We start from the raw sequence: 23,381 nt of genomic DNA, 5'->3' as shown, positions 1-23,381 counted from the left end.
CCACTGGGTTGCGATCATGCATAGTTGAGCGGCGCGAGTTCCGCCGCTAGTTTGCAGCTATGACGAATCCCGCTGACACCATCGACATTCCGGCCGACGACGATCGCGCCATTGCCTATCCCACGCCACTGCTGCGGATCGATACCGTCAGCAAGCGGTTCGGTACCCATGTGGCAGCCGATGAGCTGTCGCTCGATATCAGGGAAGGTGAGTTTTTTGCGCTGCTCGGCCCGTCCGGCTGCGGCAAGACCACGCTGTTGCGCATGCTGGCGGGTTTCGAGACGCCGGACAGCGGCCGTATCGAACTGAACGGCGAAGACATTGCCGCGGTGCCGCCGCATCAGCGGCCGGTCAACATGATGTTCCAGAACTATGCGCTGTTTCCGCATCTTTCCGTGCGCGACAATATCGGCTTCGGGTTGAAAAACGCCGGGCTGACGCGCATCGGCATCGATGCGCGCGTCGCGGACATGATCTCGCTGGTGAAACTGAACGGGTTGGAGCAGCGCAAGCCGCATCAGCTATCCGGCGGCCAGAAGCAGCGCGTGGCGCTGGCCCGCGCATTGGCGCGTCATCCCAAACTGTTGCTGCTCGACGAGCCCCTCGCGGCGCTCGACAAGAAGCTGCGTGAGGAAACGCAGACGGAGCTGATCCGGCTCCAGCGCCAGCTCGGGCTGACCTTCGTGATCGTGACGCATGACCAGGACGAGGCCATGTCCATGGCCGACCGTATCGGCGTGATGCATGGCGGCCGCCTGCAGCAGTTGGCGACGCCGCGGCAGCTTTATGAAGCGCCGGCATCGCGCTGGGTCGCGGAATTCGTCGGCGACATCAATCTGGTCGAAGGCGAGATTCGCCTGCAGGATGGGCATCGCTTGACCGTCGAAGGCAAGGGCACCGGCACGCTGTTCGCGACCATGCCTGCCGAGCCGGTGGATGGTCTCGCGATCTGCATTGCGATCCGGCCAGAGAAGATCCGGCTGTCGCGTCGAGGCCTCGCCGCGGGGCTCAATCATTCCGGCGGCATGAACAGCATCGAGGGGCTGGTCGATGAGGTCGACTATCTCGGCGGTCGCTCGGTGTACAGATTGAAGCTCGATCACGGCGCGACGCTGCGGGTGGCATTGGCGAATACCACGCGGCTCGATGTCGATGCCTACGGGATCGGTGAGCGTGTCACCGCCTGGTTCACGCCCGACGATTGCGTGGTGTTACCGCGATGAACGCCAAGCGCCTGTTCACCGCGCCGGCACGCCGCATGGCGATCCCGCCCTATGTCTGGATGGTGCTGTTCTTCCTGCTGCCCTTCGCCTTCGTGGTGAAGGTCAGCCTGTCGCAGACGACGCTGGCGCAGCCGCCTTATCTGCCGGTGTTCGGCTTCGCTGATGGCTTTGCGGGGCTGAAGGATGCATTCGCGACGCTGTCCTTGGACAATTTCCGTTCGCTGCTGGCAGACCAACTCTATGTCTCGTCCTATTTGCGCAGCATCACCGTTGCGTTGACATCGACGCTGTTGCTGCTGGTGATCGGCTATCCCATTGCCTATGCCATGGCCCGGCTGCCGTCGCGCTGGCAGGTCATCGCGATGATGCTGGTGATCGTGCCGTTCTGGACCTCATTTTTGATCCGCATCTATGCCTGGATCAACATCCTGCAGCATGACGGTCTGCTCAATCAGATCCTGATGGCGCTGCATATCGTCTCCGCGCCTGTGGTGTGGCTCTCGACCGACAGCGCCATGTATCTCGGCATTGTCTATTCTTATCTCCCCTTCATGATCCTGCCGCTCTATGCGACGCTGGCAAAAGCCGATCCGTCGCTGCTGGAGGCCGCCGCCGATCTCGGCGTGTCGCGCTTCGATGCGTTCTGGATGGTGACGGTGCCGCTGTCCTGGCGCGGCATCTTTGCCGGTGCGCTGCTCTGCTTCATTCCCATCACGGGAGAGTTCGTGATTCCGGATCTGCTCGCGGGCTCGGACTCGATGATGATCGGGCAGACGCTGTGGCTGGAATTCTTCACCAACAAGGACTGGCCGCTGGCCTCGGCACTGGCCGTGGTGCTGCTTGCTGTGTTGCTGGTGCCGCTGCTGGTCTATGATCAGGTGCAGCGCCGCCAGCTGGAGCGCCGCTGATGAGCTCGCATCCACTTCGCCTGTCGCGTTTCAACATCGTCTCGCTCACGCTCGGTTTCGCATTCCTGTATCTGCCGATCGTGATCCTCGTGATCTATTCCTTCAACGCCTCGCGTCTCGTGACGGTGTGGGGTGGCTGGTCGACACGCTGGTACACCGAATTTTTCAACGACCGCGCGATGCTCGATGCAGCATGGATGTCGTTCCGCGTAGGCATTGCATCGGCGACATTGGCCACAGTGCTCGGCACGCTGGCCGCGGTGGCGCTGACCCGCGGCGGCGGCTTTCGCGGCCGGGCCGCCATGTCCGGCATGCTTTATGCGCCACTGGTGATGCCTGAAGTGATCGCCGGCCTGTCGCTGCTGCTTCTGTTCGTTGCCATCGATGCCGGCCGCGGCTTCTGGACGGTGACCATCGCGCATACGACGCTGACCATGTGTTTCGTCACGGTCGTGGTGCAGTCGCGTCTCGCCGCGCTCGATCGCAGCCTGGAAGAAGCCGCCATGGATCTCGGCCGCGATCCGTTTCGCGCGTTTGTCTCGGTGACACTGCCGCTGATCTGGCCAGCGATCGCCGCTGGCTGGATGCTGGCCTTCACCCTGTCGTTGGACGACCTCGTGATCGCGAGTTTCACGACGGGACCAGGCTCGGCCACGCTACCGATCCGCATCTACTCGGAAGTGCGTCTGGGCGTGAAGCCTGAGATCAATGCGATATGCACGCTGATCGTCGGCTTCATCACGGTGCTGATCGTGCTGGCGTCGCTGGCGACGAAGCTGTCGAGCAGCAGGGGCGCAAGCGCCGCGCCGCTCTGATCTTCCCTCTCCCCTAAGCACAGCGAAGCTGTGCGGGGTGGGAGAGGGTGGATCGAACGCGTAGCGTTCGAGACGGGTGAGGGTAGCCACAAACTCTGAGGCCAGCCGCTACCCCTCATCCGTCTCCGCTTCGCGGAGCCACCTTCTCCCACAAAGGGAGAAGGAAAAAGAGGAGCGTCGCTCTCAGTTCGCCTTCTCAGGCTCCGCTGGCGCTGTAGCGGCTGGGGCTGTTGCCGCCGGCACTTCGTCCTTCTTTTCCGCATCCGGCTGCAAGGCTTTCGGTGCCGTCGTAAACCGCTCGATCACCGAGCGCACGGCGTCCTTGGTCTTGCGATCCTTCACGGCATCCAGCAATGGCGCGGCACCTGGCGAGCGGCGGATCAGGCTTTCCGGGTCGGGGAAGATCAGGGGATCGTCCCATGGGCCCTGAATGACGAAAGGCAGGTCGAAGCCGCCCGTACCATTCGCGGCGGCTTTCAGGCTGGCGGTGCCCTTCATGTCGTATTCGCGGGCGGGAACCGAGGCGGTGCCGGTCAGGCTCAGCTTCGATGTGGGGCTTTCGATCCGGATGTCCTGTGCCGTGGCGATGCCGTCGTTGAATTTCAGCTGCATCACCAGGTTGGAAAATGGTGTCGAGCCGGAGCGGAAATTGCCGGCGCCGGAGAGGGGGCGGCGCTCGAGGCGCTTGAGCAGTTGTTCCACGTTGAAGCCGGTAATGGCGCCGTCCTGGCCGATCAGGGTCGCCGAACCGTCAAGCGATTGAGCGAGGCCGAAGGGCGAGGAGCCCGAGGCTTCCAGCATCATGTTGAGCGTGCCGCGGCCGGTCAGCTTGTTGACGCCGAACAGATCGCTGGCGCAGGCCTGCAGATCGACATCGCTGAACTGCACTTGCGCCTTGATATCGGCGATCGTGTCCAGGCGTGCGATGTTGAACGAACCACGGGCGATACCGCCATAGACCTGCGCTTCACCGACCGACAAAGCGAGGGCGCCGCCGCGCAGATTGGCACCAAGCGCCGTGCGGCCGAGCGTGGAGGAGCCGACCGTGACCTTGGCTGCGGAGAGGCGCATGTCGAGATCGACCGAAGACAATGCATCGAGATCGAATAGCTGCCGGCTCCAATCGCGTTGGCCGGAGGCGAGCAGGCGCACCGTCGAGATGTACGGCGTGAAATCGATCGCGCCGGCGGCAAGCGTCGCCTGCAAGGTCTGCCGGCCGCTATTGCTGTAGGTCATGACGCCCTCGGCACTGTTGCCGTCGAGCTCGACATTGACATTTGTAAGGGCGATGGAGGGGCCGACCAGGCTGGCGCGCGCCTTCAGCGCGAAACGGCCGAAGCCGCCCGAGCCGGGCGGAGCTTGCCCCACCCAACGCAGCGCATTGCGCAGCGACAGGCTGTCGGCCGTCAGCGTGCCTTCCATCACCAGGCTGGCCTTGTTGGCGATGTTGCCATCGAAAGCGAGCTTGACGGGCGCGCTTGCGAAACGCGCTTTCAGGCCCGAGCGCTCGCCGGCCAGAGCGGCCAGGAAATCGCTGACGCTGAGGCTGGCATCGACGCGCTCGCCGCGCCAGTCGAACTGGCCGGTGGCGGCGAAGGAGCGCGAGATCGAGGGCCAGGCCAGGGCGATATCGATGTCGTTCAGCCGCTCGTGATTATGCGGGTCGCGATAATCGAGTAGGCCGTCCTGGATGCGGATTTCCGAGAAGGAGAGCTGTTCGCCGCCGGGCTTCGTCTTGCGGGCGATGGATTCAATGAAAGGCGACCAGTTGCTGTCGCCATTGGCCTCGCGCACCACGCGGATGCGCGGGCGCAGCATCACCATGTCGGCGATCTCGAACCGCTGCAGCAGCAGCGGCAGCAGGCGGAGATTGGCGGTGAGGACATCCACTGACAAAGCAGGGTCGATGGCGCCGCCGTTCTTCAGGCCGACATCGTGAAACGACACATAGCTGCCGGGGAACACGGAAATATCGACGGCGCCATTGACGACGAAATCGAGCCCGGTGACGCTGCGGATCTGCGCTTCCACGGCATTGCGCAGCGCATCGCGGCTCAGCAGCCACGACATGGCGAGCAGCCCGATCACGACGACGCCCAGGAGAGCCACGATGGGCATCCCCAGGCGCTTTATTCCTTGGGCTTTCGTCAATGATCTATCCGGAGTTGACTTATAAGTCTTTGGCTATGGGTCTAAACGCAGATGGGGCGCAGTCGCCTTACGCGCTCGCCCCCGCATCCAAGGCCCTCAATTTGATCGCTTTTCTTGACGCTTTCAAGGCCGTCCGGGGTGTGAAGGGGTCGCATCCACTGCGATTGACGGGCTCAAAGGTTTCCGCCTAATACTTCATCGCATTGCGGCATCAGCCGGACCTTCCGCTCTCTTCATCAGGTCGCTTCCCCATGGTCAACAAGGTCTACCCCGACGCCAAATCGGCACTCGACGGCATTCTCAAAGACGGCATCATGATCATGTCGGGTGGCTTCGGCCTCTGCGGCATTGCCGAGGATCTCTCGGACGCGATCCGCGATAGCGGCGTCAAGGATCTCACGGTCGTTTCCAACAATGCCGGCGTGGACGGCATCGGCCTGTCGCGCCTGCTGGAAACCCGCCAGATCAAGAAGATGATCTCGTCCTATGTGGGCGAGAACAAGCTGTTCGCGCAGCAGTATCTGGCCGGTGAGCTGGAACTCGAATTCTCCCCGCAGGGCACCCTGGCCGAGCGCATCCGCGCAGGCGGCGCGGGTATCCCGGGCTTCTACACCAAGACCGGCGTCGGCACGCTGATCTCCGAAGGCAAGCCGACGATGGAATTCGACGGCGAGACCTACATGATGGAGCGCGGCCTGTTCGCGGACATCGCAATTGTCCATGCCTGGAAGGGCGATACCGCCGGCAACCTCGTCTATCGCAAGACGGCCCGCAACTTTAACCCGATGATGGCCACCGCCGCGAAGATTACCATCGCGGAAGTGGAGCACCTGGTTCCGGCCGGCGAGATCGATCCGGACCACATCCACACGCCGGGTATTTTCGTGCAGCGCATTGTCGAGGTCGGCACTGGTAAGAAGCGCATCGAAAAAGTCACCTCCCGTCAGCGCCCCGCTTAAGTTTTAGAATTCAGCAGGAGAGCCACAATGGCCTGGACCCGCGATCAGATGGCAGCCCGCGCTGCGAAAGAACTGCGTGACGGTTACTACGTGAACCTCGGCATCGGTATCCCGACGCTGGTGTCGAATTACATTCCGGACGGCGTCGATGTTCAGCTGCAGAGCGAGAACGGCATGCTCGGCATGGGCCCGTTCCCGTATGAGGGCGAGGAAGATCCCGACCTCATCAATGCCGGCAAGCAGACCGTCACCGAACTGCCGACCACCAGCTATTTCTCGTCGGCCGATTCGTTCGGCATGGTGCGCGGCGGTCACATCGACCTGTCGATCCTCGGCGCCATGCAGGTGGCCCAGAATGGCGACCTCGCCAACTGGATGATCCCCGGCAAGATGGTGAAGGGCATGGGCGGCGCGATGGATCTCGTCGCCGGCGTCAAGCGCGTCATCGTCGTGATGGAGCACTCGGCCAAGGACGGCGCCAAGCTCCTGAAGAAGTGCGATCTGCCGCTCACCGGCGAGAAGGTCGTGGACATGGTCGTTACCGATCTGGCGGTGTTCACCATCGACAAGAACGGCGATGGCGGCATGGCGCTGATCGAGCTGGCCGATGGTGTGACGCTGGACGAGGTCAAGGAAAAGACCGAAGCCGAATTCCGCGTGGCGCTGAAGAACACGTGATTTTTGTTGCCCGGATGGAGCCAACGGGTCGCGCGAAGCGCGCCCGATGATAAACTCAGCGAAATCCGGGAACGAGCGTTTCAACGAATTCTACATCCCCGGATTGCGCTTCGCTCCATCCGGGCTACGATTTGAGAGCAATGCCCGGCCTCCGCCGGGCATTTCCATATTTGAAGGACATTGCATGAGCGCCCGTCTCGAAGACCGTACCTTCATGCTGCTGCTGATCGCGGTGTCGCTCGCGTTCGGCTGGATCCTGTCGTCCTTCTACAGCGCCATCCTGTGGGGCGTGGTGATGGCGATCATGTTCGCGCCGATGCATCGCCGCCTGCTGGCGCGGATGCCGAAACATTCGAATTCGGCGGCGCTGCTCACGGTCGGCCTGATCGTCCTCATCGTCATCCTGCCATTGACCATGGTCGGCGCGTCGCTCGCCAAGGAGGCTGCTGTTGTTTTCGCCAAGATGAAGTCGGGTGAATTCAATCTTGTCACCTTCATGCAGCAGATATTCGATGCTGCACCCGGGTGGCTCAAGGGCCTGCTCGATCGCTTCGGTATCGGAGACCTGAGCGGCCTGCAGGAAAAGCTCTCCAGCGGCCTGATGCAGGGTGGCCAGATGATCGCCTCGCAGGCGCTCAATATCGGCCAGAGCACCTTCGACTTCATCATCCAGCTCGGCATCATGCTCTATCTGCTGTTCTTCCTGTTCAAGGACGGCGATACGCTGGCAGCGCGTTTCAAGGATGCGATTCCGCTCAGGCCATCGCTGCGCGATGACCTGATCGAGAAATTCATCGTGGTGATCCGCGCCACGGTGAAGGGCGGCATTCTGGTGGCGCTGGCGCAGGGCGCGCTGGGCGGGCTGATCTTCTGGATCCTCGGCATCAGCGCCGCGCTGCTGTGGGCGGTGTTGATGGCCTTCCTGTCGCTGCTGCCGGCGGTGGGCGCCGGTCTCGTCTGGATGCCGGTGGCGATCTATCTGCTGGCGACGGGCTCCGTCGTGAAGGGCATCGTGCTGATCGCCTATGGCTTCCTGGTCATCGGCCTCGTCGACAACATTCTGCGCCCGATGCTGGTCGGCAAGGACACCAAGCTGCCGGATTATCTCATCCTGCTCGCCACCATCGGCGGCATCAATGCGCTGGGGCTGAATGGCTTCGTCGTCGGCCCGGTGATCGCGGCGATGTTCGTGGCGGGGTGGGCGATCTTTGCGAAGTCGCGGAAGGGCGGCGACGTCGAAACGGAAAAGGCCGTTTAAACCGGCCCCTTCGGTACATCGGCAAACCGTGCGAGCCACATCACCGGGCCGATGCTCGCGGCAACGATGAGCAGCGCTGCCAGTGCGCCTTCCTCAAAACTGCCGCGGCTCGCATATTGATAGATCGAGGTTGCCAGCGTCTCGACATTGAGCGGGCGCAGCAGCAGCGTGGCCGGTAATTCCTTCAGGCAATCGACGAAGACGACAATGACGGCGCCGAGCAGCGCCGGACGCAGCAGCGGCAACTGGATCACGCGCAGGCTGGTCATGACAGGCGCGCCGGCGGCGCGGGCACTGTCGTCGTAATCGACGGGGATGCGCTCGAAGCCCGCTTTGATGAAGCCGGTCGGTACTGCAAGGAAGCGGATCACATAGGCGATGACAACGGCAGCGCCGGAGCCGACCATCACGAGGCCGGGCGGTGTCGCGCCGATCCAGCGGGCGAGCGCGTTCAGGCTGTTGTCGATGAACAGTACCGGCGTCAGCAAACCCAGCGCCAGCACGAGGCCGGGTAGGGCGTAACCGGTCTGTGCGATGGCGAAAGAGGCGTCGGTGAGGCGCGAGGCGCGCCATCGCTGGGCGATAACCACGATCAGCCCGAGCAACAGTGCAACGCCGGTCGCGATGGCGGCGAGCATGATCGTGTGGCCGGCATCGCGCCAGACGGTGGTCTCAGTCGTCAGCAAGCCGCGACGGATGCTCTGATGCAACAGATAGAGCAATGGCACGGCGAAGCCGAGCAGCGCGGGAAGAAGGCAGGCTGTGAGGGCGAGCGCACCGCGCCAGCCATGGAGCTGCGTGCGCGCCATCAGCCGTGGATTCTCGGCGGAGAACTCATAGCTGCTTTCGCGGCGGCCGAACCGCTCGATGGCAATCAGGACCGTGACGATGGCCAACATGAACAATGAGAGCTGCGCCGCGCCGGCTAGGCTGCCGCGATTGAGCCAGGTGGTGAAGACAGACACCGTCAGCGTGCGTACCCCGAGATATTCGCTGGCGCCGATATCGTTCAGCGTTTCCAGCGCGACGAGGGCGAGACCGACGGCGAGCGCCGGCCGCGCCATTGGCAGCGAGATGCGGCGGAAGGTGGTCCAGCGGCCGGCGCCAAGCACCTTGGCGGCTTCGGCGAAATCAGCGCTGCGATGCTGGAACATGGCGCGGGCGGAGAGGTAGACATAAGGGTACAGCACGAGGCCGATGACGAAGATCGCACCGGGCAGCGAGCGCATGGCCGGCAGCAGCTTGATCGCATCGGGCATCGGCATGAGCGTCGCCAGCGTGCGATGGACGAGGCCGAGCGGCTCGAACAGGTCCACATAGACATATGCGGCGAGATAGGTCGGAATCGCCAGCGGGAGCGGCAGCAGCCAGAGCAACAGCGCGCGGCCGGGGAAGTCATGCGATGAGATCAGCCAGGCGGTGCCGGCGCCGATGCCGAGCGCGACGATGCCGACGCCGATGAGGAGGGCCGCGGTGTCGCGCAGCGCCTGGGGCAGGACGTAGGCGAGCAGGTGCTGCCAGAGCTCTGCTTCGGGCTGCAGCGCAAGCACGGCGATGCTGATCACCGGCGCCGCGACGACAAGCGCCGTCAGGGCTGCGAGGAAGATCGCGATGATTTCGGGAACTGTGCGGGTCACGCGCGGTCAGGCCTGCGCAAAAGGAATGGGAGAGAGAGGACGCCTGCAGCTTGGAGTCTGCCGGTCCGCTCTCTCCGGACATCGTCCGCGCCGGGGGGCGTGGACAACATCGCTTGTGAGGTGATCATCGTCATGCAGGCATGATGCCTGCACGGTCCGTCGATCTCAATTATCAAACCCGACCTTGTCCACCAGCGTGGAGGCAGCCTTGCGGTTGGTGGCGATCTTGGCGATTGGCATCGGGTCGGCGTTCAGCTTGCCGTAGCCCGCAATGGTCGGGTTGATCGCGACACCGGCACGGATCGGATACTCGTAATTCGTGTCCGAATAGATCTTCTGCGCCTGCTCGCCGGCCAGCCATTCGATCAGCTTCATCGCATTGGCCTTGTTCGGCGCATTCTTGGCGAGGATGACGCCGGACAGGTTCACATGGGTGCCGCCGCCAGCGAAGGTCGGCAGGATCACCTTGGTCGCTTCGGCCCAAGGCTTCTTGTCCGGATCTCCGTTCATCATCAGCGCCCAGTAATAGGTGTTGCCGATGCCGAGATCGCATTTGCCGGCCGCGACGTCGCGTGCGGTCTCGCGATCACCGCCCGAAGGCTTCTGGGCGAGATTGGCCTTCACGCCGCGCAGCCATTCCTCGGCCTTGGCTTCGCCATGCTTGGTCACGTAAGCAGCGAACAGGCCGTTATTATAGATGTGCTGGCCGGAGCGGATGCAGATCTTGCCCTTCCACTTGGGATCGGCGAGCTCTTCATAGGTGATCGCATCCTGCTTCACGCGGTCCTTCGAGGCATAGATCACGCGGGCGCGCATGGAGATGCCGGTCCAGTTGCCATCGGGATCGCGATATTGCGCCGGGATCGTCTTGTCGATCACCTCGGACTTGATCGGCTGGGTGACTTCCGCCTTCACGGCGTCGTCGAGGCGGCCGAGATCGACAGTGAGAAGCACGTCAGCGGGGCTGTTGGCGCCTTCGGTCTTGATACGCTGCTCAAGGCCGGACGAAGCCGAGATCACGTTGACCTTGATGCCGGTCTCCTTGGTGAATGCCTCCACCAGCGGGGCGACCAGCTTGCCTTCGCGATAGGTGTAGAGATTGACCTCACCGGAGGCCTGCGCGGCGGGCGCGCCGATGGCGAGGACGAGGGCAGTACCGAGGGCGTAACGCTTGATCATGGACGTGCTCCGGCAAGGGGCGTTGCAATAGAGATGACGTAGCGCAGCGCGCGATTTTGCGTCAGTGACGCAACGTCGCGCCGTGTCGTTAGAATGATTCAAAACAAGAGGGCCGCAGGTACCGAATACCTGCGGCCCTCGCTGCTAGCTTAGAAGTTTGCAGTGATCGACGCGCGGAAAGCACGCGGCGAGCCAGGGGTGATGTTATTCGCCGCATCGGCCGAGGCGAAGTAGCGGGTGTCGAACAGGTTCTCGATGTTCAACTGACCGCGCCACGTCTTGTCGAGACGGAAATAGACCGCCGCATCGACGCGGGTGAACGACTTGAGGCGAACGGTGTCATCCGAGGTCGCGAAGAAGTTATCGTAATGGATGACGCCGAGGCCAGCGCCCCACATCTCAGTGAACTGATACTTATTCCACATGGTGAAAGTGTTATAGGGCACGAGACCGACGCGGTTGCCGGCCACGATGGTGGCCGAGCTGGCATCTACGATTCGTGCGTCCGTATAGGCATAGCCGCCGGTGACCTGCCACTGGTCGGTGACGTAACCGGTCAGGCTGAGTTCGGCACCCTTGGTGTTCGTCTTGCCGAGGGCAGTGACCAGACCATTGACGATGAACCGCTGATTCTCACGATCGAGGTCATACACCGCCGCCGCCGCCTGCAGGCGCGGATGGATGTCCCACTTCACGCCGACTTCGCTGTTGATGAACTTCTCCGGCACGGTCAAAGCCAACGAGGGCGTCAGTGACGAGAACTGATCGCCGGCGCTCGGCAGATAAGACGTGCTGTAGCTGCCATAGACCGAGACATTCTCGATCGGCTTCACGATCACACCGATACGCGGCGAAACCAGATTGTCGACACGGCTCTCGCGGGTGCCACCGGGGTTGAGATTCGTGGCGGTGAGATCGAAGCGGTCGTAGCGCACGCCGCCAATGATCTGCAGATAGCGGTTGAACTCAATCTGGTCCTGAACATAAACCGAGGCGAGATTGAGCGTCGCATAGGCGTTGGCGTCGCCGTTGGTCGCGTTGTTGTGGGTGAAGGTCCACGGCGCAAAAGTGGTCGGGCTGGAAGCCGGTACCAGCAGCGTCGCGCCGCCATTGATCGAGCCGGTGTTGCGCAGGCTGAACGTGTTCTGCTGGCCGAATTCGGTACCGAAGGTGATCGTGTGCTTGATCGGCCCGGTATGGGTCCGGTAGGTCCAGTCGGTCTGGTTGAACAGGTTTTCGCGTTGCGCCAGATTGTTGTAAGCGGAGATAGACGCTTGGCCCGCTGGGTTGACGAAGAAACTCGTTGTCGGGAAGACGTTCTGGTAGAACTTGTCGTAATTCGCATAGCGCGACGAGTTCTTCACGGTCAGGCCGTTGTTGAAGTCGTGCTCGATCACCGCATTGGCGATGTGCACGTCCTGCTTGGAATAGCTCTGATCGGGATTGCCGAAGAAGGTTGAATAGCTGGTATTGACCGGCACGGTCGGGCGCGCGGGCGAGGGAGCCGGCACGGTGCCCTGGGCTGGGATGCCGCGATCGGCGGTGCGGTCGTCGTGCAGATATTCGTAGCTGAGCTTGACGCTGGTGTCCTCGCCGCGGATCGTCATCGTCGGATTGATGCCGTAGCGCTCGAGATGCACGAAATCGCGATAGGAGCCGGAGTTTTCGTACATCGCGTTGATACGCGCCGCGACATTCTCATTCACGGCGCCGCCGGTGTCCATGGTGACGCGCCCATTGCCGAACGAGCCGCCCTGCACGGTGACTTCGCGGATCGGAACGCCATCCGCTTCCTTCTGCACGCGATTGATGACGCCGCCGCCGCCGCCGCGACCGAAGATCATGGCGTTCGGTCCCTTCAGCACCTCGATGCGCTGGGTGTTATAGAGATCGCGGAAATATTGCACGTCGTCGCGGATGCCGTCGATGAAGAAGTCGGCATTTGTGCGCTGGCCGCGGATCACGAGATCGTCGCGATTGCCTTCGCCCTGATGCGGGACCACGCCCGGCACATAGCGGATGGCTTCGCCGATGCTGCGGAAATCCTGGTCCTTGATGAAGTCCTTGGTCAGCACCGATACCGACTGCGGCACGTTTACCAGCGGCGTGTTGGTCTTGGTGCCCGAGGAAATGCTGGTGGTGATGTAGCCGACCTGGCCGGTGCGGGCATCCTGGCTGCGGACGCTGAGCGGCTGAGCGACGACCGGCGCGGTTCGCGCGGCGCGCTGCGGGCGGGCGGCTCGGTTGGTGGCGGCGCGCTGCGGCTGGGCGCGGCGGACGCGGGCGCTCGGTGCATCGACCTGCACCGGCGGCAATGAGGACGCACCGGACGCTGCGGTCTGCGCCATCGCCGATTCCGTGATGCACAAGCCTGCGGCCAACACGGCTGCGGCACTGGTGGAAATCAGAAAGGCCTTGTGTACGCGGAGACTGTGCCCCGCGATCGTTGTCTGGATGGTCATGATCATAACGCCCCTAAGTTCTCTTGCGCCGTCAGAACGGCGACTGCTCGCGCGTCTCCCCGGAAACACGCGGACGCATTTGCGGTTCGGAGAATTAGGGGCGAATTAGATCGAGATTAGAATCCTTCGAGATCGAGCCGATATGCCCGGCGCTGTTGCGCAGGTGTCGCAATCGGCGCAGCCTGGATTGTAATCGCTCTAAACATTGGTCTATTCGCAAGCCGAACGGGAATTTTCCGGCATGCGCCGGCGTTCATATCATTTAGCGCTCATCCATGAGCAGCGAGAGAATTGTCGCTGTCGGTTGTTCGTACTCCATCCTGGATCATCCTCATTTGCCGAGGCAAAGCTCTCCCACCATGCGGGTTCTTTTGATTGAAGACGATGCCATGCTCGGCAAGGCGCTGGTTCGGGGCCTGAGCGAGAACGGCATGACCGTGGACTGGACACGCAATGGCGTGGATGGATTCGCGGCGCTGGATCGCTCCGAATATGCCATGGCGCTGATCGACATCGGCTTGCCGAAGATGTCCGGCCTCGACGTCCTCAAGGCCAAGCGGGCATCGGGATTGATGACGCCCGCGCTGATCATCACCGCACGGGACGGCGTATCCGACATGGTGGCCGGCCTCGATCTCGGTGCCGACGATTACATCGTAAAGCCGTTTGAATTGCCGGTGCTGCTGGCGCGGATGCGTGCCGTCATTCGTCGGACCAACGGCCGCGCGCAACAATTGATGACGGCCGGCAACATCACGCTCGATCCATCGACGCAGGTGGCAACGTTCCGTGAGGTCAGGCACCTGTTGTCGGTGCGCGAGTTTGCCGTCCTTAATGCATTGATGGAGCGACCGGGGCAGATCCTGTCGCGCAGCCAGATCGAAAGCCGGATCTATGGCTGGGGCGAGGAAGTGCAGAGCAATGCGGTCGATGTGCTGATCCACGGCCTGCGCAAGAAATTCGGCAAGGACATCGTGCGGAACGTGCGCGGCGCGGGCTGGATGGTCACGAAGGAGGGACAATGACCTCATTGCGAAAGACCGTGATGGGATACGTCACGGGTCTGCTCATCTTCGTCGGCGTCGCGGCTGCGGTCACGTCGTATTATTTTGTCAAATACGAGGTGAACAGCTTTCAGGACAATGCGCTGCATGAAGTGGCCATGACGGCAGGCATGGTGTTCCGGCAGGACATCGAGCCACGGATCGATGCCGAACTCGAAGATCAGCTCGTCATCCAAATCTGGAATGAAGCGCAGCAGCCGCTACATCGCTCCGGTCCCGTCGTCGATATCCCGTTGCAGCCGGAGTTGGGCTATTCCGATGTTACGGCCGGCGGTGAACGCTGGCGTGTGTTCCGGTCACGCGATGCTGGCCACGCCATTCAGGTGTCGCAGCGCTGGAGCGCGCGTGAGGAAGTTGCCGCCTATGCGGCTGCAGGCGCCGCGGTGCCGCTCGCCGTGTCTATCCCGATTGCCTGGCTGCTCATCTGGTGGGCTGTCAAACGTGTCCTGTCCGGCCTGGGTAATCTGTCATCGGAAATTGGTGCGCGCAGCGCGGACGCGAAGGATGCGCTTGGCTTGACCGGCATCCCTGTGGAAGTGGTTCCGCTGATCACGGCGATGAACTCGCTGATCGAACGCCATCAGCTGGCACTGGAAACACAGCGTCGTTTTGTGTCCGATGCCGCCCACGAATTGCGGACGCCGCTTGCCGCCCTGCAGATCCAGATCGACAATTTGCGTGCGCGCGAACTGAGCGGGCCGTCGCGCGAGACCGCGCAGGATCTGCTCGATGGCATCCGTCGTGCGTCCTATTCCGTCAATCAGTTGATGACGCTGGTGCGCGCCGATGCCTCGATCGAAAGCGAAGCCGAAGTGGTGGACGCGCAGGCGCTGATCAGTCTGATCGCGGCCGGCTTCGCGCCTGTCGCGGAAGCCAAGGGCGTCACGCTGACGGTCCAGTCGCAGCCGGATTGTGCGCTTCATGTCCGTGCCGACGATCTTCGCCTGATCGTGTCCAACCTGATCGACAATGCCGTGCGCTATACCCGCGAGGGAGGCTCTGTCAGCGTCGGCACGCGGCGGCTCGATGATAGTCTGGTCATCGAGGTGCTCGATACCGGATGCGGCATTCCGGAAAGCGCGATCCCGCATCTCTATGACCGTTTCTTCCGTGCAGCCCCAGTGGATATCGATGGCACCGGGCTTGGTCTGGCAATCGCGAAAAGCGCCGCGGACCGCAGCGGTTTCACGTTGACGATTGCAAACCGGCCGGGTGTGCGTGGTGTGTCCGGGCAGGTCGCCATCCGGCTGGATCAGGGGGACGTTGCGGCTCTATCGCCGAAGGCAGCGTGACGCCTGTAGATCACGCGTCCTTATCGTCCGGCACGGTGTCCGCCAAAATGCGCAGCGCCACGGGATCGCGCAGCACCACACGCTGTCGACTGCTGGTGATCAGGCCACGCTGCTCCCAGCTGCTCAGGGTGCGGCTGACGGTGAAAATCGTGGCACCGGTCATTTCTGCGATGTCCTGCCGGCTGAGCGGGAAATCGATGGCCGTGCCTTCATCGCTTTTGCGGCCGGATTGATCGGCGAGCCGCAGCAGCGCATGGGCCACGCGCTGTTCGACCTGTTCGGTGGACATTTCAACGACGCGGCTATGCGCCTCCTGCAGCCGGCCGCCGACGGTCTTCAGCGTATTCGCGGCAAGCGTCGGAAATTCCGCGGTCAGCCGGGCCCATGCAGCGACCGGCCATGCCAGGATCACGCTGTCTTCGACCGCGATGGCTGTCGCCGGGTAGGTGGCGAGGCCGATCGCCTGGGCGACACCGAAGATCTCACCAGCCGAGACGTAGCGAACGATGACCTGTTCGCCAGCCGGGGTCATCTTGGCGGCGCGGATATGGCCGTGCAGGAGCAGATAAAAGGAATGCACCTCTTCGCCTTGCTCGAACACCGCCTTGTTCTTGGTGACATGAAGCGAATGCGCGTCCCGCAGGATGGTCTCGCAGGTGGCTATGTCGAGACCCGCGAACAAGGGCAGATGCGCAACCAGTGAACTGTCGATCGTCATGCGTTTTGTAAGCTCCTGCTCTGCCTTTCTAGACAGTGCCTGTTGACCGCGATCAAGGGGAAGTTTGCGCTAGAGCAATGTCGCTGCGGTAACCCCGGCCTATTTTCCGACATCCCGCGCAATTGGCGGGGAAACTGACGGAGAATGTCCATGCGCAAGGCTGTCATGCTTGCAACCGCCGCTGTCCTATTGTCGCTCGCTGGCGCCGCCCAGGCCGCCGAGGTCGAGATCAAGATGCTCAACAAGGGAGCCGACGGCACCGCGATGGTGTTCGAGCCGGCACTGGTCAAAGTGCAGCCCGGCGACACCGTAAAATTCGTTGCGACCGACAAGACCCACATGGCTGAGTCCATCAAAGGCATGATGCCCGCGGATGCAACCCCGTTTGCAGGCAAGATGAACCAGGATGTCGCGGTCACCTTCGATAAGCCCGGCGTTTATGGCGTGAAGTGCATGCCGCATTATGGCATGGGCATGGTGGCGCTGGTCGTGGTCGGCACGCCTGCAAATGTCGATGAAGCCAAAGCCGTTTCGCATCCCGGCAAAGCCAAACCAGCTTTCGCCGCGCTGTTCGAGAAAGCTGCTGCAAAGTAGCTGACATATGAGGAGGTGATGATGCCTTCGCGTCTCCGTGCCATTGCCGAGGCACCGCTATTCTCAGCAGGATTTCGCCCGTTCTTCCTGCTCGGTGCGTTTTATGCGGGTCTCTCTGTACTGGTATGGATACCGGCCTTTCACGGCCGGCTCGCGATCGCATCAAGCTTCGTGCCGCGGGACTGGCACATCCACGAAATGCTCTACGGCTATTTGTCGGCGGTGGTGACAGGTTTCCTGTTCACCGCCATTCCGAACTGGACCGGGCGGCTGCCAATTCGCGGCCTCCCGTTGCTGGGCCTCGTGCTGCTGTGGATCGCTGGACGCGTCGCTGTCACCTTCTCCGCGCATATCGGCTGGCTTGCCGCCATGCTGGTGGACGCGAGCTTCCTGTTGCTGGTCGTGATTGCTGCGGCACGCGAAATCGCGGCTGGCAAGAACTGGCGCAACCTCCCGGTCGTCGGCATCGTCGGCTGCCTGCTGTTCGGAGATATCGCGTTTCATCTCGAAGCGCGGCATGTCGTGATGGCTGATATCAGCATCCGCATCGGCGTTGCCGTGGTGGTGCTGCTGATCTCGCTGATCGGAGGCCGCGTCATTCCGAGCTTCACGCGGAACTGGCTGGTGCGGGAAAATCCCGGACGCCTGCCGGTGCCGTTCGCGCGCTTTGACAAGATGGTGATCGTGCTCAGCGCAGCAGCATTGTTGCTGTGGATCGCCGATCCCGCAGGTGCAGTGACGGCGGGGTTTCTCGCGATCGTGGGCGTGTTGCATATCGTGCGGCTGGCCCGTTGGGCTGGCGATCGGACGACCCGCGAAGGGCTGCTGCTGATCCTTCACATTGGCTATGCTTTTGTGCCCGCCGGGTTTCTGTTGACCGCGGCATCCTGGTCCAACCTTACGACGCCCAGTGCCGGCCTGCATGCATGGATGGGCGGTGCCGCCGGGGTCATGACGCTTGCGGTGATGAGCCGCGCGTCGCTCGGCCATACCGGCCAGGCGCTGCATGCCTCGCGCGGCACATTGGCGATCTATGTCGCGATCATCGTGGCGGCGCTTGCGCGGGTCTGTGCAGCACTGGTGCCGGACCACATGCTGCCGCTGCTGCATACGGCGGCATTGGCCTGGGCACTGGCATTTATCGGCTTCGCAATTGCCTATGCGCCGCTGCTGATCGGCTATCGTAAGACACGCGGCGAACGCGTGGTCGCGACAGCTAGGCCTTCAGCGCCGAATTGACCGCATTCGAGAACGCCACTTCGATCAGCGTGCCGGAGCTCGGTGCGCTCTTGATCTGAAAGCGCGCGTGGTTGGCTTCCACCAGCGCCTTGGTCAGCGACAGGCTGACGCCGGCGCTTTCGGTATCGCTCGGGCCGGAACTGCGGAACGGCTCCAGCGCGGCGGCCACTTCATTTTCGTTGAGGCCGTGGCCGGTATCGCGCACGCGCAGGACGACTTCACCGAGATCCGACAGTGCCGTGGACACGATGACCTGTCCGCCGGCATTGGCGAGATGGATCGAATTGCCGATCAGATTGAGTGTGATCTGCCGCAGCGCGCGCGCATCGGCCACGACGGTCGGCAGCAGATGCGCGAGCGATGTGCGGATGATGATGCGGCCGCGATTGGCCTGAGGCTGCATCACGGCGACGCATTGCTCCACCATCTCGTTGAGATTCTGCGAGCTGAAAGCGAGGTCGATCTTGCCGGTTTCGATCCGCGAGAGATCGAGCAGGTCGTTGACGATGGCGATCACGCGCTCGCCGGAGCTGCGGATGTCGCGCAGATATTCGCCATAGCGCTCATTGCCGAGCGGGCCGAAGCGCTGATCGATCATCACATCGGCAAAGCCGATAATGGCGTTCAGTGGCGTTCGAACCTCGTGGCTGATGCGCGCAAGGACATCGGCCTTGGCAGTGGCCGAGCGATCAGCTTGCCGGCGTGCATTGAGCAGTTCGGATTCGGTCTTCTTGGTCTGGCTGAGGTCGCGGAACACGGCGAAGAAGTTCGGACCGTCGGCGCGGGTACGGCCCATGATCATGGACAGCGACACCAACCCACCGGTGCGCACCTGGCCGAGCGCTTCGCGCCCATGGTCGAGCAGGCTGTTGGCGCTCGCCTGCTTCACGCTGTCGAGATAGTCGCTGACAATGCGGCGGCTCTCATGCGCGAACACATCGACCACATTGCGCTGGGTCAGTTGCTCGCCATCATAGCCGAACAAGGCTTCAGCGCTGCGGTTGCACGAATTGATATTGCCTTCGGCGTCGAACATCACGACGCCTTCGGCCATGGTGTCGAGGATGGCCGCCAGATCTTCGGCATCGACATGGCCGGCTTCTGAAACGGGCTCCGTCACGGGCTCCGGTGCAGGTGCAACGGCGGATGCCGTGCCCGCTGCCTCGGCCTGCGTCGTCGAGAAAATCAGCACATGCGCGGGCTCATTGTCCCACGTGATCGAGAACATGCGGGCTGAAGCCGGCGCGTGCAGGGCGCCTTCGCCGGATTTGTCATTGGCGGCGATCGTCACCGTCGTGCCGCCATCGGACGCACTCGATGCAGCCGACACGTCGGCCTCGACCTGCAGCATGTCGAGACCGCCGGCATCTTCCAGTGCTGTCAGCGTCGGATAGTTCAGGCGCGCGAGAAATGCGGGATTGGCATAGAGCAGCCGGTCGAGCCGATAGATCATGACGCCCACCGGCATCAGATCCAGCAGCATGCGGTCGCGCAGCATCTCGCCACGCGGGGCCGACGGCGGCGAAGCAAGCCAAGTGGCCGGCGGGTCTTGCTGGTCTTGTTCGCCTGCATCGATCGCTGGCACTTCATCAGGCGGCGTCGCAATCAGGACAGTCTCGGATTCCAGACGTGCGGACAGCCGGCGCGCAAGCTCGTTGAACGCGCTGTTCTCGACCGGGGTCAGCGCCGGCGATTTCGGATCGCTGGGCCGCAGGTGAACGACATTCTCGGGTGGCTGCACGGGCAAGTCCGGTTGGTTGGTGAGCGTCGTGTCGGGCGGTGTCGGTTCAGAGATATTGCTGTCGGGCGGTGTGATCGGGGCTTCGACGGGGTCATCGACAGGGCCTGCCTGCACGATATCCGCCGACAGCGGTCGCGGCGGCGGATCGTCCGGCGCCTCATGGTGGCGCTGTTCGATCAGACGATTCATGCCGTCGATATCGCGGCAGATGCCGAAGCCGCGATAGCCGGTGAAATTCTGCGCGCGGTCGAACAGCGGCAGTGCCGCCATCTCGACGGCCAGACGGCCGCCATCGTCCACCGGCCACAAAAGCGTGACATTGCTCCAGGTCTGCCGGGTCGCGAGCGCCTGTGCGAAATGATGATCGGGATCGAGCGCAAACTCAGCGGAGATGTCGCTCCATTTGCGGTCCGACATGGCAGATGCATGCGGGCCGATCAGGCGCTTGAACTCATCCGATGTCAGCGTGAACGTATCGTCGGCATCGAGCTGCCAGACAAAGCGCAGCGGGATCGCGCGCGGTTCAAGCGACGGCAGTGGTTCTGTCGGAAGATCGACGAGGCTCTGCGGCGTTGCGGGCAGTCCTGTCGGTGCAGGCGGCTCGCTGACGACGGGCTCGGCTGGCGCGGTTTCCACGACAGGGGCCGATGGCTCCATCAAAGCAGCTTCAGCCTGTCCCCAGTCCGCGAGATCCGGATCGACATCGATCACATCCGTCGGCAATGCCGGCGCGACAGGCGTGGCCTCTTGTGCTTCGGCAACCGATATGTCCGCGCCCAGCGTTTCTTCCTCGGGTGCGGGATGCACGGCGCCCGGTGCGATCAGCGCGACGAGGCCGATATCCGAGCCGCTGCCGACGCGCTGCAGGACCATGCGGCCGAAGCCGATCGGCGTCTCGGCTCGGCCATCCTTCAAGGCATGGTCGCGCGCCTGGTCGAGTCCGGCATCGGCGAGATTACGGAAGCCGAGCAAAGCACGGGCGGTCTCGCTGGCGCCGACGAACAGGCCATCGCGCGCAAAAGCGGCGATCGGGGTGTCGATGCCTTCGACCAGATTTTGCAGCCGTTCCACCAGCGGCATTCCGCGGCCGCCGGGTGTCTCGGCCGCCACGATCAAGATGCCAGCACTGCCGTCATCGAAGTCCAGCCGGGTGCAGGCGCAGGTCATCAGGCCGCCAAGGGGGGCACCGAAGCCGCGCAGCCGCTCCAACCGCGTCGCGCCGGACACAGGCATCCGCGTTGCCAGTTGTGACATCTGCCGACGATGCGGATCGGCCGGGCCGAATGGCTTTGCAAACAGGTCAGCAGCGTTGCGCGCGCCGAAAATCCGGGTGCCGACGGGATTGGCCCACAGCACGCGCGTGCCGTCGAGCGACCACAGCCATGCTGGCTGGATGCCGGTCGCATACGCGGCGAGCCGCGCATCCCCTACACCCCGCAACTGATAAATCGCATCACTCATCGGCATTTCATGGCTGAGTCGCTCAATGTTCGCCTCGTCTGAACGGTATGATCTGCGGGGCAATCGGCGACATGCTTAATACTTCGTTAGTATCGCGCGTGGGGACGCCGAGGTCCACGGCTGCGGACACTGCACACAGACCTAAGCGGCGATAACGTTAATTGTCGGGGCATGGTTCGTCGCAGGGACGAACCAATCGCCGCAGGCCGGCGTTGAATGTTGCAAAACCATGTCAAAGGTCCACGATGGACGGGCCCATGCGCATCCCGCGTCACACCGGCGATGCCAAGCATGGCTAGGCTGCAAACGGGTGCACGAAGGCGGGGCGGCGATGCCCCGTCGTGACCAGGGAGAGGGACATGACCGACAACAAGTTCGAATTTCCGAAAGAAATGCGTGCGATGGCCGAGGCCAGCTTCGATCAAGCCCGGCAGACCTTCGAGAAGTTCATGGCCAGCGCACACACGACGGCGTCTTCACTTGAGGACCGCAGTGAGACCGTCCGCGCCGGCGCCAAGGATGTCAGTGCTCGGGCAATAGGTTTTGCCGAAAAGAATGTTGCAGCGTCGCTCGATTACGCCCAGCAGTTGCTGCATGCGAAGGATCTTGCCGATGTGATGCGGCTGCACAGCGCATATGTGCAGTCTCAAATGAAGTCGCTGGCCGAGCAGGCGAGCGAAATGGGCCAGATCGTCAGCCGCGCTGCCATGGACGCCGCGAAGCCGAAATCCTGAGCCGCGAAAGCAATCGGCGGTTGAATGCGCGGTCGTTCCATGACGACCGCGCGTACAATTCTGACCACCTATGTTATTTTGCGTTGCAATATTCTATTGCGTCGCACAAATTCGACATGATATTGCTGTAAGCAAGATCGCGTGCCGGTTACAGGCCGGCGCACCGCGATGCTTTCCGCAGGTCGATCTACGGCAACGATGCCGTCGCGACCAGCGATCTCCCATTTTCCCATTGCTTACGAAGGATGCACGTCATGGCCGACCATACCGACCCGTTCTCATCTTCCGTTATCCCGTTCCAGCTCCCGGAGCAGGTCCGTGCGTTCGCCGAAAAGGGCGTGACGCAGGCCCGTGAAGGCTATGCGAAGCTGAAAGATGCAGCAGAGACCCACAACAGCACCGTGGAAGCCGTGTTCAACACCGCGACCAAGGGCGCGACCGAAGTCTCGTCCACGCTGCTCGACATCGCCAAGACCAACACCAATGCCGGCTTCGATTTCGCCCAGTCGCTGATCGGCGTCACGTCGCCTGCGCAGGCGATGGAGCTGTGGTCTGGCTTTGCCAAGAGCCAGTTCGAGGCTTTCACCGGCCAGTCGAAGCAGCTTGCCGAGCTCAGCCAGAAGATCGCCGCCGAGACCGCTGAGCCGATCAAGACGGGCGCCAACAAGCTGTTCCAGCCCGCCGCCTGAGCGGCCGGAGCTCTCTGACCACCGAAAGCCCGGGTCTTGTGACCCGGGCTTTTGTTTTTACCCGAGAAATCCGTGATTTGGGTGCATTCACGGCCTTGCCAAAAAGAGGCGTTGCACCTAGTTTCCGCCCCGTTCGCCGCCCCGCCTGCCGGGGCCGCTGAAGGATGCAGTTGTAGCTCAGTTGGTTAGAGCGCCTGTCTGTGGAACAGGAGGTCGGTGGTTCGAGCCCACCCAACTGTACCAAGCAAATCAATCACTTATCTTGATATTGTTGGTATCCGCGTAGCAAATACCGTGGAACAAGCGCTGTAACCGTGACGTTGCCATCCCACATAAAGGGAGGTGGCCATGCGAGAAGCCGAGATCAGCGACACCGGAATTGCCGTGATGTGCGATATCGCACGCGCCGCGGGCTTCGACCTCGATCCCGACAAGCAAGCCGTGGTCGATGCCCTGATCGCCCAGGGCCTCGTGGCCGCCACCGGCAAGGCCGAGCCCGATCCGAAATTCGAAGTGACGGCGAAGGGACAGCGCGCGCTGGATGCGCGCGGTGTCGGCGTCAACGAGGCCTGACGGAAG

At 62.6% G+C, this 23,381-nt stretch carries 19 protein-coding genes and 1 tRNA gene; 14 read left to right on the top strand and 6 right to left on the bottom strand.

Annotated features, from left to right (window positions below):
• The first annotated feature begins 59 nt into the window (after positions 1–59).
• Genes RPMA_RS24340 through RPMA_RS24330 form a run of 3 tightly spaced genes read left to right on the top strand, consistent with a single transcriptional unit; the run spans position 60 to position 2,946 of the window.
• A complete protein-coding gene (locus RPMA_RS24340; protein WP_211910224.1) occupies positions 60–1,223 on the top strand; it encodes an ABC transporter ATP-binding protein in 1,164 nt (387 codons plus the stop codon).
• Complete coding sequence (locus RPMA_RS24335) at positions 1,220–2,131, top strand: ABC transporter permease (RefSeq protein WP_211910223.1); 912 nt, start codon at positions 1,220–1,222, stop codon at positions 2,129–2,131. The genes RPMA_RS24340 and RPMA_RS24335 overlap by 4 nt, the downstream gene beginning before the upstream one ends.
• The gene (locus RPMA_RS24330) at positions 2,131–2,946 is read left to right on the top strand and encodes an ABC transporter permease (RefSeq protein ID WP_211910222.1); all 816 of its coding nucleotides are present in this window, start codon (positions 2,131–2,133) and stop codon (positions 2,944–2,946) included. Before RPMA_RS24335 ends, RPMA_RS24330 begins: the two co-directional genes overlap by 1 nt.
• 183 nt (positions 2,947–3,129) lie before the next feature.
• On the opposite strand, the gene RPMA_RS24325 is transcribed toward RPMA_RS24330, so the two are convergent.
• Entirely contained in the window at positions 3,130–5,064 is a 1,935-nt protein-coding gene (locus tag RPMA_RS24325) for an AsmA family protein (protein ID WP_211910221.1), read from the bottom strand.
• Between the two features lie 284 nt (positions 5,065–5,348).
• Between RPMA_RS24325 and RPMA_RS24320 the strand changes: the two genes are divergently transcribed.
• From RPMA_RS24320 to RPMA_RS24310, 3 genes are all read left to right on the top strand, one after another.
• Positions 5,349–6,056 carry a CoA transferase subunit A gene (locus tag RPMA_RS24320; RefSeq protein WP_211910220.1) on the top strand — a complete coding sequence of 236 codons (708 nt, stop codon included), beginning with the start codon at positions 5,349–5,351 and terminating at the stop codon, positions 6,054–6,056.
• A 27-nt stretch (positions 6,057–6,083) separates the two neighbouring features.
• Positions 6,084–6,734, top strand: a complete 651-nt coding sequence (locus RPMA_RS24315; protein ID WP_211910219.1) for a CoA transferase subunit B — start codon at positions 6,084–6,086, stop codon at positions 6,732–6,734.
• Between the two features lie 184 nt (positions 6,735–6,918).
• Entirely contained in the window at positions 6,919–7,992 is a 1,074-nt protein-coding gene (locus RPMA_RS24310; protein WP_211910218.1) for an AI-2E family transporter, read from the top strand.
• Here RPMA_RS24310 and RPMA_RS24305 read toward each other — a convergent pair.
• The 3 genes from RPMA_RS24305 to RPMA_RS24295 all read right to left on the bottom strand — a co-directional run bounded on the left by RPMA_RS24305 (position 7,989) and on the right by RPMA_RS24295 (position 13,270).
• The gene (locus RPMA_RS24305) at positions 7,989–9,629 is read right to left on the bottom strand and encodes an ABC transporter permease (protein ID WP_211910217.1); all 1,641 of its coding nucleotides are present in this window, start codon (positions 9,627–9,629) and stop codon (positions 7,989–7,991) included. The two genes, RPMA_RS24310 and RPMA_RS24305, sit on opposite strands and share 4 nt — an antisense overlap.
• A 165-nt stretch (positions 9,630–9,794) precedes the next feature.
• Positions 9,795–10,808 carry an extracellular solute-binding protein gene (locus tag RPMA_RS24300; protein ID WP_211910216.1) on the bottom strand — a complete coding sequence of 338 codons (1,014 nt, stop codon included), beginning with the start codon at positions 10,806–10,808 and terminating at the stop codon, positions 9,795–9,797.
• A 149-nt stretch (positions 10,809–10,957) separates the two neighbouring features.
• Entirely contained in the window at positions 10,958–13,270 is a 2,313-nt protein-coding gene (locus tag RPMA_RS24295; RefSeq protein WP_249225379.1) for a TonB-dependent receptor, read from the bottom strand.
• 359 nt (positions 13,271–13,629) lie between these two features.
• On the opposite strand from RPMA_RS24295, the gene RPMA_RS24290 reads away from it, so the two are divergent.
• Positions 13,630–14,295 carry a response regulator transcription factor gene (locus RPMA_RS24290; protein WP_211910215.1) on the top strand — a complete coding sequence of 222 codons (666 nt, stop codon included), beginning with the start codon at positions 13,630–13,632 and terminating at the stop codon, positions 14,293–14,295.
• Positions 14,292–15,626: an ATP-binding protein gene (locus RPMA_RS24285; protein ID WP_211910214.1), complete on the top strand. Its 1,335-nt coding sequence runs from the start codon at positions 14,292–14,294 to the stop codon at positions 15,624–15,626. The genes RPMA_RS24290 and RPMA_RS24285 overlap by 4 nt, the downstream gene beginning before the upstream one ends.
• A gap of 10 nt (positions 15,627–15,636) precedes the next feature.
• On the opposite strand, the gene RPMA_RS24280 is transcribed toward RPMA_RS24285, so the two are convergent.
• Positions 15,637–16,344, bottom strand: a complete 708-nt coding sequence (locus RPMA_RS24280; protein ID WP_211910213.1) for a Crp/Fnr family transcriptional regulator — start codon at positions 16,342–16,344, stop codon at positions 15,637–15,639.
• A gap of 150 nt (positions 16,345–16,494) precedes the next feature.
• Between RPMA_RS24280 and RPMA_RS24275 the strand changes: the two genes are divergently transcribed.
• Positions 16,495–16,938 carry a pseudoazurin gene (locus RPMA_RS24275; protein ID WP_211910212.1) on the top strand — a complete coding sequence of 148 codons (444 nt, stop codon included), beginning with the start codon at positions 16,495–16,497 and terminating at the stop codon, positions 16,936–16,938.
• Positions 16,939–16,956: 18 nt separating this feature from the next.
• Positions 16,957–18,177 (top strand): NnrS family protein, encoded by a 1,221-nt coding sequence (locus RPMA_RS24270; protein ID WP_211910211.1) that lies wholly within the window; start codon positions 16,957–16,959, stop codon positions 18,175–18,177.
• Here RPMA_RS24270 and RPMA_RS24265 read toward each other — a convergent pair.
• Entirely contained in the window at positions 18,155–21,379 is a 3,225-nt protein-coding gene (locus RPMA_RS24265; RefSeq protein WP_211910210.1) for a PAS domain-containing sensor histidine kinase, read from the bottom strand. The two genes, RPMA_RS24270 and RPMA_RS24265, sit on opposite strands and share 23 nt — an antisense overlap.
• A 359-nt stretch (positions 21,380–21,738) precedes the next feature.
• Between RPMA_RS24265 and RPMA_RS24260 the strand changes: the two genes are divergently transcribed.
• The 4 genes from RPMA_RS24260 (at position 21,739) to RPMA_RS24245 (ending at position 23,375) form a co-directional block, all read left to right on the top strand.
• The gene (locus tag RPMA_RS24260; RefSeq protein ID WP_211910209.1) at positions 21,739–22,113 is read left to right on the top strand and encodes a phasin family protein; all 375 of its coding nucleotides are present in this window, start codon (positions 21,739–21,741) and stop codon (positions 22,111–22,113) included.
• A 254-nt stretch (positions 22,114–22,367) separates the two neighbouring features.
• A complete protein-coding gene (locus RPMA_RS24255; RefSeq protein WP_211910208.1) occupies positions 22,368–22,802 on the top strand; it encodes a phasin in 435 nt (144 codons plus the stop codon).
• Positions 22,803–22,968: 166 nt separating this feature from the next.
• Positions 22,969–23,045 (top strand) — tRNA-His (locus RPMA_RS24250).
• 105 nt (positions 23,046–23,150) lie between these two features.
• Positions 23,151–23,375 (top strand): hypothetical protein, encoded by a 225-nt coding sequence (locus tag RPMA_RS24245; RefSeq protein WP_211910207.1) that lies wholly within the window; start codon positions 23,151–23,153, stop codon positions 23,373–23,375.
• Positions 23,376–23,381: the final 6 nt, after the last annotated feature.

Source organism: Tardiphaga alba, assembly GCF_018279705.1.
Classification (GTDB): domain Bacteria; phylum Pseudomonadota; class Alphaproteobacteria; order Rhizobiales; family Xanthobacteraceae; genus Tardiphaga; species Tardiphaga alba.
This window is presented reverse-complemented; position numbering and strand designations above follow the sequence as displayed.